This window comes from Lysinibacillus sp. FSL K6-4013, assembly GCF_038630435.1.
GTDB classification, from domain to species: domain Bacteria; phylum Bacillota; class Bacilli; order Bacillales_A; family Planococcaceae; genus Lysinibacillus; species Lysinibacillus boronitolerans.
Genome location: NZ_CP152031.1, coordinates 1660278 through 1676670 on the forward strand (window position 1 = coordinate 1660278; position 16393 = coordinate 1676670).

Below are 16393 nucleotides of genomic sequence, written 5' to 3' on the forward strand. Positions count from 1 at the left end.
GGAGTCTGGAGAATAATGAACGTAAATAATCATCGACTCCGTACATGGACTGAGCAGAGAATGATTCCCATTCCTCAGCTTTTTTTTCAGTTTTATAAGGAGTTAAATATGGAGGATGAAGAGGCACTAATAGTCATGCACTTATTAGCCTTTCATATGGAGGAGAATGACTTCCCAACACCTAATGATCTAAAGAACCGTCTCACAATGTCTGACAATGACATTACATCACGTTTGCAGCGATTAATGCAGAAGGGTTTTCTTGAAATTACACGAGATGTTGATGCGGGTGGGAAGCTTTATGAAAAGTATTCCGTATACCCGCTATGGGAGCGCATTTTGCAGATGATCGATATGAAAGAGCAGCAACAAACGGCAGTGACACTTCAACAAGAAGAAGGGGAGATATTCCGTCTTTTTGAAGAGGAAATGGGGCGCCTTTTATCTCCTTTAGAACTTGAAAAAATTGGATGCTGGCTTGATGAGGACAAGCATAGTCCAGCACTCATCAAAGAGGCGCTCAAGGAGGCTGTCTTTGCTGGGAAACTGAGTATTCGCTATATTGATCGCATTTTATTAGAATGGAAAAAGAAAAATATTACAACACCACAAGCAGCACAAAAGCAAAGTGAACAGTTCCGTGAGAAACAGACCTTTAACAGAGCACCAGCTCGAACAGTTCAACAAGAAACACAATCAACGGGTAGAGTTCCTTTTTACAATTGGTTGGAAGAAAGAGAATAGGGGGCATCCAGTTTGTTAACGAAAAAACAGTGGGAGCATTGTCTAGAAGAAATGGATCGAATGTTTCCCGATGCACATTGTGAGCTCGTCCATGACAATGCTTTTGAGCTAACGATTGCCACATTATTATCTGCACAATGTACAGATGTACTAGTCAATAAAGTAACGAAAACCTTATTTCAAAAATATAAAACACCAGAAGATTATTTAGCTGTTTCTTTAGAGGAGTTGCAACAGGATATTCGCTCTATTGGCCTTTATCGCAATAAGGCGAAGAACATTCAGGCTCTATGTCAACGTTTACTAGATGAGTACGGTGGCGAAATCCCTGCAACACGTGAAGCATTGGTGACATTACCAGGTGTAGGAAGAAAAACGGCCAATGTTGTGCTGTCAGTAGCCTTCGATATTCCAGCGCTTGCAGTGGATACCCACGTGGAGCGAGTATCCAAACGCCTTGGGCTCTGTCGATGGAAAGATTCGGTGCTTGAAGTGGAAGAAACGATTATGAAGAAAACGCCAATGGACAAATGGTCAAAAACACATCACCAATTAATTTTCTTTGGACGTTATCATTGTAAGGCCCAAAATCCTGGATGCCATACTTGTCCTTTACTCGACGATTGTCGTGAAGGGCAAAAGCGTTTAAAGAAAGGCCTGGTGAAGGAAGCATGAATAGTGAAGCCATTGCAAAAGACAAAGTAGATGCATGGTTTGCCCAATGGACTACACTACAAGCCGCTATCCATACAGCGCATGATGCCAGAAACGGTCTAGCAAAAGGGCTAATGGAAGAAGCTATTGAGCTATTTGAACAACTAGTGCAAGCTGCAGGCGATGAAGTGCTACCCATTAATGGGGTTGAGCGACTAGCCTTTATCAAAGCTAAGCCAGGTCAATATGCATGCTATCGTCAACTAGATGAGCTATTTAAAGAAACGAAAAAGCGCACAGCACGACTGCGGATTCAAGCTAGTAAAAGCTAGAGTAGATGGATAGGATAGGTCGCGAAAAGTGGCGGATAGACTGTGTAGAGTGAAGGATAGAGTGTAAAAGTGGCGGATAGAACGTCAAAACTGACGGATAGCCTCCTCAGATCCTTCATTAATAAAAAACCGAGAAGCAGTGAATGAACTGCTTCTCGGTTTTTTTTATTCTGAGCTTTGGTCTTCTTCATTTGGGTTGGTAGGCTCTGTAGGAGGTGTTGGCTGCTGATTACCATCATTATTGCCATTGTTTCCACCATTGCCGTTATTACCATGCCCATTACCATGCCCATTATTACCATTATTATTGTTGTTATTGCCGTTATTGCCGTTGTTGCCATTGCCATTATTGTGATTACCTTGATCATTGTCCTCTTGACCAGGATCAATCGGTAAATCAATATCTGGTTCATCTGGATCTTCCGTTTCCAAATCTTCCTCAGAGGTACTTGTAACCTGGAAGGTAGTTGTTCCAGGCTCACTGCGTGTGCCATCTACAATAGCTACGACAGAGATTGTATAATTACCATCTTCAAGCGTGTTGGCAACCGTTAAGCCTTTAGTATCTGCTGTGCCAAGGATAACCGTTTCTCCACCTTCACGTGTGGCAGAAACTTCAAATGAAGTTGGTAATGGTTCATCCGTTTCTGGATTTAGGATGGCATCATGTTCCCAAGAAATATTGATAGACTGTGCTCCTAAATCTAAGCTTGCTGAAACATTATAAGGTGTAGATAATTCTGGCGCCTCATATACCTCAGAAACCTCTGTTGGTTCAGTTCCGCGAACGAATAACTCTGTTTGACGTAGTTCGCTAGGTGTATAGTCACTTGCCAATCTTAAAGGATTAGAGCCTACTTCCACCGTTGCTTCTACAACAGTACTTGGCTTTTTAAAGCTAGCTGTCTCAACATTCGCTGAAATTTCTTGCATAATCGTCTTAAATAAGTTTTGTGGTAAACGACGTTCTTCCCACGTTGTAATTGGATCAAAGTGTTTTTCATAGCCACTCCATATAGCGATGGAATAGTTAGTTGTGTAACCAGCAAACCATGAATCTGGCACACTTGTATTTGGTAAATTATATTTGTTAAAGTCTTCTGCTGAATAGTTGGTTGTACCTGTTTTACCTGCGATATCTAAGCCAGGCACATTGGCAGCAGTTCCTGAAGCATCAGGCTTATTGCTGACTACATCACGTAGCATGTCTGTTACCATATAGGCCGTATAATCATTCATAGCCACTTTAGACTCAGGTGTATAGTTTTTAGACGTTTTACCATCACGATAAACAATTTTTGTAATCGAATGTGGATCTGTATAGACCCCGTTATTACCGAAAGCAGCATAGGAAGCTGCCATTTGAATAGGAGAGATAGTAATAGCACCACCGCCAATTGCATCTGACTCATAAAGGTTTTCTGTTTCAATTCCTAAACGTCCAACAAATTCCTTGGCTTTGTCAGTGCCTACCTCCTGTAATGTTTTGACAGCTGGAACATTTCGTGAAGCATATAATGCTTTACGTGCAGTCATGGCACCCATATATCTGCCATCCCAGTTTGTGATTGTTTGCTTTGTACCTGTATAATTCATTGGTTCGTCGACAAGTGTTTGACCTGTAGACCATTTTAAATATTCGATTGCTGGCCCATAGTCAACTAACGGTTTCATTGTGGAACCTGGTTGATTATTTGTTAAGTCCTCGGCATAGTTCCAGCCACGTTCTGCACCATATTTACGACCGCCACCAACGGCTTGAATGGCACCTGTTTTTGTATCAACAACCGCCACACCTGACTGAATATCTTCAGTTGGGAAATTACTATCATCATTCATCACATTTTCTACAACTTGTTGAGCATTTGGATCAAGCGTCGTATAGACTTTGATTCCTTCTGCCATTGCCGAACCGTCACCATTATTTTCTAATTCGTTAATAACAACATCTAGGAAGGCATCATATTTGGAACCTGCAAATGATTGTCGTGTTGCGTCATCCGCTAAACCTGATTGAACTTCTGCTTTCTTCGCTTCTTCCATTTCGGCTTTAGTAATTTTTCCATGTTGATACATTAAACCTAAAACAGTATTACGTCGTTTTTTAGCAAGCTCAGGGTTTTTTAATGGATTATACGCATTTGGTCGTTGCACTAACCCTGCTAATAATGCTTCTTCATCTAATGTTAAATCTTTTAATTCTTTACCATAGAAATATTGTGCGGCTGTGCCGAAGCCATAGATACGACCTGACATAAGCATTTTATTAAAGTACATTTCAAAAATTTCTTCTTTTGTATACTTACGCTCTAATTGGAAGGCAAGCCATGCTTCCTGTGCTTTACGCTTTAATTTCTTCTCGTTTTGTAAAAATGAGTTTTTGACTACTTGCTGTGTTAAAGTCGATGCACCTTGCGCACCAAAGCCATCACGGAAGTTGGCTAGAATAGCACCGCCTAGACGATAAAAATCCATACCATGATGCTCAAAAAAGCGTACATCTTCTGTAGCCAGAATAGCATTGATCATATCTTCAGGTATATCTTCATATTTTATATATTTACGGTTTTCAGCACCGATTGTTGCAAATAATTCACCGTTTTTATCGTAGAACTCTGAAGAAACAGGATCTTTCAGTAATTCTTCATCGAGCTCTGGAGCCGAGCTTGCATAGAAGGCAAATAATGCAGCTCCTCCGATTAAGCCTGCTACACCGATTGCTAAGACTGTTAAGAAAATGCGTTTAAACCATGACTTAGCCGATGAGGCTGGTTTCGTTTTTTTCTTTTTATTTTTTTCAGCGAGAGCTTTTTGATGCTCTCCACGTGTTCGACGACGTTCAGTCATTCTTATTTCTCCTCACTTTCAGACCCGTAGCATTTTGCATCAATCAATTGTTGGATGATGGGTAAATAATCGATACGCGGATAATAGCTCGTGGGAATTTCATATGCCTCTTCTTCGATGATCGAAAAGGGTATCGATTTACGATCGCCATTCTCCATTGCTTGCCAGGCCTTTTGTAAAACTTCATATGGCACAATAAAATATCGTTCATAAGCAGAAAAGCGAACGATAATAAAAGCCACACCATTTTGTTCCGTCACTTGCTGCATATGTGTCATTTGATGCTCATGAATATTTTTTAAGGGGAAACTCGTTTTGGAAGCTGTTTCCTTTGCATCAAAATCTATATAATGCCCATTCCAAACACCATTGTAGTCGGTTGTAGAGGGTGTTCGAAAATAAGCTTCACGAATGACAGCAGCACTTCGTGAAGGGTACTCTACTTTGACGATTTGCACAGGAACAGGTTTCTTATGAATGATAGCAAGTCGCCTTTTTATATAATAGTCGTTTGCTTCATTAATTTCATCTTCTAGCGTCTTCCCACGATTACTAAAAGATAAATCTTTGTTTTTGCTCTTTTTTTCTGTTTTCTGTACAGAAGCATTTGGGGTATACAATTTCCCGTTTGGATAACGAATTGTCATTAAGCTCACCCTTTACCTTACTGCTTTTCTATCCACTAGTTTACCATGTTTTAATAGCGGTTCTCTACCTCCATCAGTCATGAAATTGTTACTAGAATAGTAGAAAACAGATGGTAAGTATAAATAATTTGCGTCGAAAAATCGCCAGCTTCATTATTACTCAAATCGTCAAAATAACTGATAAATTTAAGTAGGTCATTGGGATGAAAATATACTCACACAGTGACCTTTCATTCATGACGATTTTTTTGGTGGGAGGTTCGCTCTTAAAATTTTATCGAAAATCTTCTTCTTTCAGCTAACTTACGCTTATTTTGTCACGTATGAAGGTAATTCTATACATACGAGGAATACTAAAGTAAAGCAAAGGAGGCGTTATTTTGAACAAGTTAGAACAATTAGTTGCGCAGTTAGATCTGGTCAATCAATTACTTTTCACGAGAGTGTCACTGGAAAACAATGCTCATCGTTTGCATTTTTTTATGCAGCTCAAAGCGGTTAGCCAGAAAGTAAGCTTAGCAGAAAAGAACTGGCAAGTAAAGAATGCTTGTTCGCCTATTAGTAGTGAAAAATGATAGACTTTGGTACACTTATCTCATAGCAATTGAAGTAACGCAATAGCATGAAGAATGATACAATATTTGCCATAATGCTGTGGTAAATAGGTGTCATCAGCAGTGATATTTCCATAGCTGAAGTGGTGGACAAGACATATTCACCATGTATATGCCATCACTACGAAATATATTTGCTATTAGTGATTGATGAGAGATGAGGTGCAAAATTGTTAGTTATCCAGCAAACATCCAAATTAATAGATGAATGTGATCAATGCGTTTCCCGGTTTTGGCAAATGCGTGAGGAAGATCGAACACCTGATTTTTTTCAAGAGGTAAAGCCACATGCAGATGAAATCCATCAACTTTTGAAGGAATGGCAGCAAGAAGCCAATACATGGATTCAAAAAAATCGACCGAAATACATGCATACGCAACAAATTGCTTCAGCCGTAGAGTCGATGGAGCAATTTGTTGTGCAATCTTTTTATAAAGAAACGAGTAAAAAACGTTTTTTAGATGCGATTCATTCTACTTCCTATACATTGAAAATATTTGAACGATTAGTAAAGGAGGCAGTAACGGATGCTATCGAAGAAACGAACGATTAGTGAGCTTTTACAAGAGTGGAGATATGATGAAGAACTGAAAGAGCGTATCCTGCACTGGCAAACATTAGAAGGTCGCCCGGCTAACTATGCACCTTTTCCGAGGAATTTACATCCGTCATTAGTGAAAGCCTTACAGGCACGTGGTATTGAGCAGCTTTATACACATCAGCGAGAGGCTTTTGATTTGGCGCAGAGTGGTACGTCTTTTACTGCGGTGACGCCAACTGCTTCCGGTAAATCCTACTGCTATCATCTACCAGTGCTACAAAAAATAATGGAAGATAAAAATGCGCGTGCCATTTATTTATTTCCAACAAAGGCACTGGCACAGGACCAGAAAAATGATTTGAATGAACTAATCGAGCAAAGTGGTGAGGAGATTTTAAGCTATACCTATGATGGAGATACGGCTCCAGGTATTCGCCAAAAGGTTCGTAAGGCCGGGCATATCGTGATGACGAATCCTGATATGCTTCATTCGGGGATTTTGCCGCATCATACAAAATGGGTTTCACTCTTTGAAAATCTACAATATATCGTGATTGATGAATTGCATACATACAAAGGTGTGTTTGGTTCCCATGTGGCGCATGTTATTCGCAGATTAAAAAGAATTTGTGACTTTTATGGTAGTAAACCTGTGTTTATTTGTACATCAGCTACCATTAAAAACCCTAAAGAGCTTGCTGAGCTGTTAACGAATGAATCACATATGCTCATTGCTGATTCGGGTGCTCCAGTTGGTAAGAAAACCTTTCTTTTTTACAATCCGCCGATTATTCATAAAACATTTGGCGTGCGTAGAAGTGCAGTATTAGAGGTTAGTGATTTAGCTAAAAGGCTGTACACGGCCGGCATTCAATCCATTATTTTTGCCAAAAGTCGGGTACGAGTAGAAATGATTGTAACCTATTTAAAGGAACTGACACGTAATAAGCTACTCGATGAATCTGTACGTGGCTATCGCGGTGGGTATCTACCATCTGAGCGACGTGTCATCGAAAAAGGCTTGCGTGATGGGACGATTCAAACAGTAGTTAGCACCAATGCATTAGAATTAGGTGTCGATATCGGTCAATTACAAGCATGTATTATGACCGGTTATCCAGGAAATATTGCGAGTGCTTGGCAGCAAGCAGGACGTGCAGGGAGACGTCAGGATGAGGCATTGATTATTTATGTTGCGCAATCTTCGGCATTGGACCAGTATGTGGTCAATCATCCACTATTTTTACTAGGCAGTACACCAGAGGAAGCACGTATTTATCCAGAAAATATGTTGATTTTAATGGATCATTTGAAATGTGCCGCCTTCGAGCTACCTTTCTCAACAGGCGATACGTATGGAGAATATGACATACAGGAATTGTTGGAGTATTTAGCAGAGGAAGGGGTAGTATTTAAGACAAGTGATAAATGGCATTGGATGAGTGATCGTTTCCCGGCACATGATATTAGCTTACGTTCAGCGTCACAGGAAAATGTAGTCATTATTGATCTTACCATTCCTGCACAGACAAAGGTTATTGGTGAAATGGATCGTCATAGTGCCATGACACTCTTACATGAAGAAGCCATTTACTTGCACCAAGGTATTCAATTCCAAGTAGAGAAGCTTGACTGGGAGGAAAAGAAAGCCTACGTACGTGAAGTAGATGTTGATTACTATACAGATGCCAATCTAGCCGTTGAAATGAAAGTTTTAGAGGAAGATCGTAACCGTTCATATGCGGGCGGTACGATTTGCTTTGGCGATGTTGGCTTAGTTGCACAAGCAACGATTTTCAAGAAAATCCGCTTCGGCACACATGACAATATTGGCTCAGGACCTATACATTTACCACCAGATGAAATGCATACAAGTGCTTCGTGGCTATCGTTTACAGCACCAGATAAATGGACTGAGGAAGAGCTAACAGATGCTATGACTGGAGTAGCCTATGCGATGAACGCCTTCATTCCTTTATTTATCCAATGTGATAGTAGTGATGTAGCCGTTGTACCGCAGGTGAAGGCTACACATAATGAGCAGCCAACGTTTTTTGTCTATGATAAGTATCCTGGTGGCATCGGCTTAAGTGAAAAGGTATATGAACTATGGGAAGAGCTAATCATGAAAACATATGAGCATGTCGCAAATTGTGCATGTGAATCAGGCTGTCCTTCCTGTATTGGGGCACAAGAATCATTGCTTCAAACAAAAGGGAAGGTAGCTAAATTACTGCAACAATTAATGGCTTAGCAAACAGAGGGTGAAGAACGCGAATTGGTTCTTCCACCCTCTTATTTGTATTCATGGTAAGTCGAGGCGAAGAATATTTTGAATGAGGTTAACAATCATGTTACTCTTGCAAAAGAGATGTCTTATACTATAAGCAGAAAATGAGTGAAATTCATGTCTTACGAAAATAAAATATTACAAATGAAAAAAATGCTTGGAAAAAAACCAGTGACTGCTAAACAGAAAGTTGAAGAACCTGCGTTCCAAAAACCTGCTAGGCCTAGCTATACAGAGCAATGGAAACGAGCAGGACTAACTGTTGTTGAAAATGATTTTGGCATCGTCTTTAAGCGTCAAGTAAGCTATCCGTTTAGCTATCAGCATGGTCATTATCAGCTAAAAACATTCTTTGAGGCCCTGAAAAAATGGCAAGATGCCGAGTTTGATCATCCTTATGCGCTCGATATGGAGGAGTCTGTATTATTTTTTGATACGGAAACAACAGGTTTAAAAGGCGTTGGGACTCATATTTTTTTGCTTGGATTTTTAGAGGTAGCTGAAGAATCCTTCATCCTCACACAATATATTATGGCAGATCCTGCACATGAAGCAGCCTTCTTATTTGAATCCAAGCTTTGGCAAAAGTCAGCTACTGTGATTACCTATAATGGGAAAAGCTTTGATTGGCCACAGCTTGAAACACGATGGACATTGCATCAAAAAACTTTACCCAAATTACGCTCGCAGCGACAGATCGATTTGTTGCATAGTTCGAAGCGTTTATGGAAAAATGATATGGAGCGCTTAAAATTAAAATCTGTCGAGGAAGAAAAGCTTGGTTTTTCGCGTAAAGGGGATATCCCAGGCCATCTCGCACCTATTATTTATTTGGATGCTGTAAAAAGTGGCGTACCTGATGCACTTATGAAGGTATTGCATCATAATGAGTGGGATTTACTATCACTAATCACACTGTATAGTCATTCTACGTATTTATTGTTTGAGCAGGACCAGGAAGAATCGGCAAAAACTTTCACCAACATCGGGAAATGGTATGGTGATTTAAGAGAAAGCACACAAAGTGTGAGGGTTTTAGAAAAAGTGACATCGAAATTTGATGCACTAGAAGCGGGCCATGCTCAATATTATTTAGCAATACAGCACAAAAAGAATAAACGCTACAGTGAAGCTATTGACTCATTCGTGGCCTCTCTTCATTTTGTAGAAGCAAGAACAAAGTTACATGCCCTTGAGCAGCTAGCCATACTTTATGAGCACCAAATGAAGGATTATGAGCAGGCCCTTTATTATACGCAAGAAGGCATACGTCTCATTCAAGATCATGAGCAATGGAGAGCAGAACAAAAACAAAAATGGGAAATTTCTTGGGAAAAGAGACTACGTAGATTAGGAAATAAGAAATAAATTCCTAGGTAAGCGCATGAAACGACAAGTTTAGCCTTACAATTAGTGTTTTCAGACGATATAATGTGATGAAGTATGCTATTATAATGTATATGTGTATGTAGTGTGAGGAAGGGCGATGTGAATGGACATTAAATTAACGTCAAAAATGATCCTTGAAAAGGAATTTAAAAAGAACTTTAAAGGCTACAATGTAGAAGAAGTAGATTCTTTTCTTGATGAAATTATTCAAGACTATGAAACGTTTGAAAAAGTGGTGGCCCAACTACGTGAAGAAAATAGACAGTTAAAAGAAGAAATTGAAAGCACACCTAAGAGACAACCGGTTGCTTCAGCGGCAGCTGGTACAACGAATTTTGATATTTTAAAACGTCTTTCTAATTTAGAAAAACATGTATTTGGTAGCAAGCTGTACGAATAAATTTAGTCAATTATATTGTATTTAACATAAAACTCTAGTATAATCTTTCGTATCATCACGAAATTCTGGTAATCGCTGCGGCGCTAGACGTCGTAGAGGAAAGTCCATGCTCGCACGGTTCTGAGATGACCGTAGTGTTCGTGCTTACTGAAAAAATAAGGTAAGGCAGCTATTAAGGCTGACGGCGGAAGGAAAACCTAAGTCCTCTGGATATGGTTGACACTTCCTGAAAGTGCCACAGTGACGAAGCTTGCTTGGAAACTTGCAAGGTGGAACGAGGTAAACCCCACGAGTGAGAAACCCAAATTATGGTAGGGGCACTCTCTAGAAGGAATTGAACGGATAGAGGGACAGAGTTTGCTCTGTAGATAGATGATTACCACCTGATCGTACGAGGCGCAAGCTGTTTGAGTACTCGGGAACAAAACATGGCTTATGGAATTTTTTGATGCTTATCTACGAAATAACAAGCGCTCTCCAATTCGGTGGAGAGCTTTTATTTTGAATTCATGAGGAAAAAGTAACCTTGTTAATCAAGTCTTGGTATGCGCTATACGTTTGAGAAGTATCGCTACCGCTTCTAAGTCACAACATCTGAAAACGGTTATAGCATCAATGTGATGTATTGATCTTGACTGCTCACATACTTGTATTGTAAGCAAACGCCAGGTATAACAACCACCTCTATAAATGGTTTATCAGTTTAGGTGTATGGTTACCTGTTTATCAAGAGAATGCCTTCGGCGATTGTCATAGATTTACTTGAGGCGCTTTTCGAGCAAATTCGAAAAATCTGGACGCATTCATTGCACGAAAGAGAAGCGTCAGTGACAATTACACCGAGCGTAATAGATTACATAGTGGTTGGCCTGACGTAAATGCCCTTCTGAGAGGGAGTATAGAGAGATAGGATGGAGCGGAAACATGAACGGAGTAAACAATTGGGAAAGTACGGATAAACTGAAACTGATATCTAAATATCCGACTTCCTTAATACTTAAAATCTTCGAAAATGTATCTGAAGGTATCATGATTACTGATGAATACAAAAAAATAGTAATGGTTAATCCTGCCTTTGAATTTGTGACAGGCTATACATGTGATGATGTGGTTGGAAAAACGCCAGCCGTTTTACAATCTGGTGTACATGAATTGCCGTTCTATTTAGAGATGTGGGAGCAGATACGACAAGAAGGCATTTGGCAAGGTGAGATATGGAATCGTCGTAAAACTGGAGACGTATATCCTGAATGGTTAACAATTGTTTGTGTAACCAACGATGAGGGTGAGGTTACAAATTACTGTGGTATTTTCACAGATTTGTCTGAAAGAAAAATAGTAGAAAATGAATTAGAAAAGCGTTTGCTCACGGATTCATTAACAGATGTATCCAATCGTTTTGCCTATATCGAAAGAATGGATAATCTTTTGGAATCGACTTCTGCTATTTCTCATTCAGTGCAGCATGCGATCTATTTCTTAGATTTGGATCGATTTAAGCAAATTAATGATACATTAGGCCATGCTGTTGGAGATTCAATTTTAATAGAAGTAGCAAATCGACTAAAAAAATTACTGAAAAATAAAGATATTATTGCAAGATATGGCGGAGATGAATTCGTCATTACATTAACCAATGTGAAAAATGTGAAAGAGGCTGCAAAATTTGCTGAACAAATTATTAGTAGTATTGAACAGCCGATGATGATAAATGATCAGGAAGTTTTTATTTCTACAAGTATTGGTATTAGCGTTTATCCAGTTGATAGTAAAAACACAGAAGAACTAATCAATTGTGCAGATAGAGCAATGACGTATTCAAAAAAGAATGAACTAAACGGCTATTCCTTCTATTTTGATGAACTGCAAACCGACGCACAACGAGTGCTATTGCTAGATTCTGAGTTAAGAAGAGCAATAGAAAACCGTGAATTTGAACTATATTTTCAGCCAAAGATTGCTATGGAAAATGAGCAGATTCAAGGTTTAGAAGCACTAGTCCGCTGGAATAGCGAGAGGCTAGGCTTTGTGTCGCCTGCGGAGTTTATCACTTATGCGGAGGATACAGGTCTAATCATTCCATTAAGTGAGCTCATTATTGAAAAAGCATGTGAGGCAGTCATTCAAATGCAACAATATGGTTGGAAAACACCTGTCGCCATTAATATCTCGAGCATTCACTTTAAACAGCAGAATTTTTTGGAGTCGATACAAACAATATTAGAGCGCTATAATATGCCAGCTAACAATTTTGAAATAGAAGTGACAGAGCGAACGGTGATGAACAGTGCCAATGAGACTGTCAGTAAATTGGTTCGTTTAAAACAATTAGGCTTTAAAATCTCAATCGATGATTTTGGGACAGGCTATTCGTCCTTAAGCTATTTAGTTCGCTTCCCATTAGATTGTTTAAAAATTGATCGTAGCTTTATTCAGCATATTGGATCACTCGATGAAAAACAGGCAGTTGTAGATGCTATTATTCAAATGTCCCATCGCCTAAAAATGAAAGTTGTTGCTGAAGGTGTAGAACAAGCACAACAAGTGGATATACTACGTAAAATGAACTGTGATATTATCCAAGGCTATTATTACAGCAAACCACTCCCGTTAAACGAATTGATGGAGTTTATGGAGTATTGGGAAATTGAGCATCAAGGAAGGAAATAATTTATGGCAAACTATCAATTAGTAGCTACGTCAGCAATGGGCTTAGAAGCTATTGTGGCACAAGAAGTAAAAGCACTTGGCTATGAAACAACCGTTGACAATGGCAAAGTATATTTTGAAGGTGATGAAACGGCGATTGCTCGTACCAATTTATGGCTACGTGTAGCGGATCGTGTAAAGATTGTCGTTGGGCAATTCCCAGCAAAATCGTTTGAACAATTATTTGAAAGTGTGAAGGCACTCCCTTGGGAGAAGTATTTACCAGTGGACGCTGCTTTTCCTGTTTCAGGAAAGTCCGTAAAATCGAAGTTATTTAGTGTACCTGATTGTCAAGCCATTACCAAAAAGGCAATCGTTGAGCGAATGAAACAGCATTATAAACGACTTGGCTTTTTAGATGAATCTGGAGCGACTTACAAAATTGAGGTTTCAATTTTAAAGGATGTGGCGACACTAACGATTGATACATCTGGTGCTGGCCTACATAAGCGTGGCTATCGTCAGGCACAAGGTGAGGCACCATTAAAAGAAACATTAGCTGCTGCACTTGTACAAATTTCAAAATGGAATCCGAATCGTCCGTTTGTTGACCCATTCTGTGGCTCTGGTACTATTACATTGGAAGCGGCAATGTTTGGACAAAACATAGCTCCAGGCTATAACCGTGAATTCATTTCTGAGGAATGGCCATGGATGAAAGCTGCAATCTGGGATATGGTTCGTGATGAAGCAGAGAGTTTAGCGAACTATGATCAGCCATTAGAAATTATTGGCTCCGATATTGATCACCGCATGGTCAGCATTGCACAAGAAAACGCAACGGAAGCAGGCTTTGGAGAGTTAATCACGTTTAAGCAAATGCAAGCACGTGATTTTACAACACAGTTAACGGATGGCGTCATGATTGGAAACCCGCCGTATGGAGAACGTATTGGTGATGTGGAAGTCGTGGAACAGGTGATCCGCGATGTTGGGAAGGTCATGAAAAACTATCCAACATGGTCTGTATATATGCTATCCTCCATGAAGAATTTTGAAGAATTATATGGACGCCAAGCGACGAAAAAGCGTAAATTATTTAATGGTTTTATTGAAACAAATTATTATCAGTTCTGGGGTCAAAAGTCTAAAAGAGATTAACGAATAGTAACGGAAGATAAGATTTTTTCTTATCTTCCGTTTCGTCGCGTATAATAGCACCAGATAGTTAGAGGGGGAACACTAATTGCGTAAATCTTTACCATTTGCATTATCAAAGGACCGTTCATTTTTCGATTCATTAGGTGACTGGATGGGCGATGTTCTTTATGATGAATTACCAGAAAAGGGCTTTGAATGCCGTGATGAGCAAATCTTTATGGCTTATCAAATAGAACAAGCACTAAAAGAAAAGAATGTTCTTTTTGCAGAGGCAGGAGTGGGAACTGGCAAAACGATCGCTTATTTGCTTCCAGCCATTTCCTATGCACGCTACACAGGGAAACCTGCGTTGATTGCTTGTGCAGATGAAACATTAATCGACCAACTTGTAAAAGAGGGGGGAGATATATATAAACTCCAAAAAACGTTAGGACTTGATATTGATGTTCGTCTAGCAAAATCGAGAGATCAGTATTTATGCTTAAAACGCTTTGAGGAAGCAGAAAAAGTGGAGTCGGATGAATGGATAGACGATATTGCCTTTTCTATCCCTGATGGTGTTTATGCACAGGGTTCGATGATTGCTGTTCATCCATATGGGGAACGCAGTGATTATCCAACTGTCAGTGATGAGGATTGGCAAAAGGTTAATTACAATTCGATTATGCAATGCTCGGTTTGTGATCTTCGTAATCGCTGTGGGCAAACATTGCATCGCTCTCATTATCGAAAATCAACTGATCTTGTTATTTGTTCACAAGATTTTCTAATGGAGCATTTGGCTACAAAGGAATCTCGTGAGCGTGAAGGTCAGCTAGCATTACTGCCTGAGGTATCAATGATGGTGCTGGATGAAGGGCATTTATTGGAGTATGCTGCGCAAAAAGCGATGACCTATAAAGTACAGGCAACGACCATTGTGCAATTACTGGAGCGCTTGATGGTAGATGGTGTACGCGAGCGCACACTGTATGCAATGGAGAAATTACAGGATGATCATGAACTATTTTTTGATCAACTTCGTGATGATATCGTCGCTTCTAATGAAGACCGCAAACGCATAAACAAATCAAAAACATTGCTCGCTTACGGGAAGCAGTTAATAGATGATGTAGAAACATTGATGGAGGAATTCGTTTTTGAATCAGAAATGTACATGATTCCTGAATATGAGCTAAATATGGCGGAAGAATATTTAGAACAATATGAGGCTTCATTGCGTATTTTCATCGCACAGGGAGATGCAGTAGATTGGTTAGAGGAAACAGATGGTGAAGAAACGCTCGTCATTATGCCTCGTTTAATCACAGAAGTTTTAGCAGAAAAATTATTCTCTAAAAAGCTTCCAATCGTCTTTTCTTCTGCCACGTTATCGGTCAATAAAGACTTTTCTTATATTGCCTATAGTTTAGGAATTCGAGATTACCAATCATTTTCTGTACCATCCCCGTTCGACTATGAAGAGGTTATGAAGATCTATTTACATGAGCTTACACAACGAGACAAAACAGCACGTGTTCAGCAGTTGCTGCGTGATGGCGAGCAAACGTTGATTTTGTTTAAATCGAAGCAAGCCATGCTAAACTTCAAGGCAGAATTACCGCTAATGGAACGTATGTATGTAGCATTTGAGGGAGATCGAGAGCTATCAGCCATTGTTCGAGACTTCCAGCAAGGAACAGTTAAAACATTATGTTCATATCATTTATGGGAAGGGTTAGATTTGCCTGAGGAAGCATTAACGCGTGTGATTATTTATGATTTACCGTTTCCTCCACAGGACCCATTATTTGATGCGAAACGTACATTTGCTGAAAACCCATTTGAGGAAGTGGAATTACCTTTCATGCAATTACGCTTGCAGCAAGGGATGGGGCGCTTAATTCGTACATCGAATGACCATGGGGATATTCACATTTTATTAAATGAAGATGAACAAAAGCAGCGCGCAGCCTTTGAAAATATAGTAGCAGTTGTACCAGAAATAAAATAGAAAGAAGCGAGTTTACCCAAACGGTAAGCTCGTTTTTTATTATATTAAAATAACATTATGTGTGTAGTTAAATTATGGATCTTTAAAAAACTGTTGAATATTTCTCTTTTAAGCTATATAGTTCTTTGTAA

13 protein-coding genes and 1 other RNA gene are annotated in these 16393 nt (G+C 39.5%); 12 read left to right on the forward strand and 2 right to left on the reverse strand.

The annotated features are described in order from the left end of the window. Positions 1-15: 15 nt before the first annotated feature. Genes MHB39_RS07955 through MHB39_RS07965 form a run of 3 tightly spaced genes read left to right on the forward strand, consistent with a single transcriptional unit; the run spans position 16 to position 1730 of the window. Positions 16-744: a DnaD domain-containing protein gene (locus MHB39_RS07955; RefSeq protein WP_016994290.1), complete on the forward strand. Its 729-nt coding sequence runs from the start codon at positions 16-18 to the stop codon at positions 742-744. Between the two features lie 12 nt (positions 745-756). Then, complete coding sequence (nth, locus tag MHB39_RS07960; RefSeq protein ID WP_016994289.1) at positions 757-1419, forward strand: endonuclease III; 663 nt, start codon at positions 757-759, stop codon at positions 1417-1419. Further along, positions 1416-1730, forward strand: a complete 315-nt coding sequence (locus MHB39_RS07965) for a YpoC family protein (RefSeq protein ID WP_016994288.1) — start codon at positions 1416-1418, stop codon at positions 1728-1730. The genes nth and MHB39_RS07965 overlap by 4 nt, the downstream gene beginning before the upstream one ends. Before the next feature lie 165 nt (positions 1731-1895). On the opposite strand, the gene MHB39_RS07970 is transcribed toward MHB39_RS07965, so the two are convergent. Together MHB39_RS07970 and recU are read right to left on the reverse strand one after the other, a co-directional pair. After that, the gene (locus tag MHB39_RS07970) at positions 1896-4577 is read right to left on the reverse strand and encodes a PBP1A family penicillin-binding protein (protein ID WP_342546223.1); all 2682 of its coding nucleotides are present in this window, start codon (positions 4575-4577) and stop codon (positions 1896-1898) included. A gap of 2 nt (positions 4578-4579) precedes the next feature. Then, positions 4580-5224: a Holliday junction resolvase RecU gene (gene recU, locus MHB39_RS07975; protein ID WP_036077562.1), complete on the reverse strand. Its 645-nt coding sequence runs from the start codon at positions 5222-5224 to the stop codon at positions 4580-4582. Between the two features lie 380 nt (positions 5225-5604). Between recU and MHB39_RS07980 the strand changes: the two genes are divergently transcribed. The 9 genes from MHB39_RS07980 (at position 5605) to MHB39_RS08020 (ending at position 16262) form a co-directional block, all read left to right on the forward strand. Continuing rightward, positions 5605-5799 (forward strand): hypothetical protein, encoded by a 195-nt coding sequence (locus MHB39_RS07980; protein WP_036077560.1) that lies wholly within the window; start codon positions 5605-5607, stop codon positions 5797-5799. A gap of 209 nt (positions 5800-6008) precedes the next feature. Beyond that, a complete protein-coding gene (locus MHB39_RS07985; RefSeq protein ID WP_036077559.1) occupies positions 6009-6392 on the forward strand; it encodes a YppE family protein in 384 nt (127 codons plus the stop codon). Continuing rightward, positions 6367-8634, forward strand: coding sequence for a DEAD/DEAH box helicase (locus MHB39_RS07990; protein ID WP_258860633.1), 2268 nt, complete (start codon positions 6367-6369; stop codon positions 8632-8634). The genes MHB39_RS07985 and MHB39_RS07990 overlap by 26 nt, the downstream gene beginning before the upstream one ends. A 153-nt stretch (positions 8635-8787) precedes the next feature. After that, positions 8788-10038: a ribonuclease H-like domain-containing protein gene (locus MHB39_RS07995; protein WP_342546225.1), complete on the forward strand. Its 1251-nt coding sequence runs from the start codon at positions 8788-8790 to the stop codon at positions 10036-10038. Between the two features lie 124 nt (positions 10039-10162). Further along, a complete protein-coding gene (gpsB, locus tag MHB39_RS08000; RefSeq protein WP_004269307.1) occupies positions 10163-10459 on the forward strand; it encodes a cell division regulator GpsB in 297 nt (98 codons plus the stop codon). 60 nt (positions 10460-10519) lie between these two features. Next, an RNA gene (rnpB, locus tag MHB39_RS08005) (RNase P RNA component class B) lies at positions 10520-10900 on the forward strand. Between the two features lie 483 nt (positions 10901-11383). Continuing rightward, positions 11384-13129, forward strand: coding sequence for an EAL domain-containing protein (locus MHB39_RS08010; protein ID WP_342546226.1), 1746 nt, complete (start codon positions 11384-11386; stop codon positions 13127-13129). Between the two features lie 3 nt (positions 13130-13132). Then, a complete protein-coding gene (locus MHB39_RS08015; RefSeq protein ID WP_016991942.1) occupies positions 13133-14269 on the forward strand; it encodes a class I SAM-dependent RNA methyltransferase in 1137 nt (378 codons plus the stop codon). Positions 14270-14354: 85 nt separating this feature from the next. Then, positions 14355-16262 carry an ATP-dependent DNA helicase gene (locus tag MHB39_RS08020; RefSeq protein ID WP_258860631.1) on the forward strand — a complete coding sequence of 636 codons (1908 nt, stop codon included), beginning with the start codon at positions 14355-14357 and terminating at the stop codon, positions 16260-16262. The last annotated feature ends 131 nt before the right edge of the window (positions 16263-16393 follow it).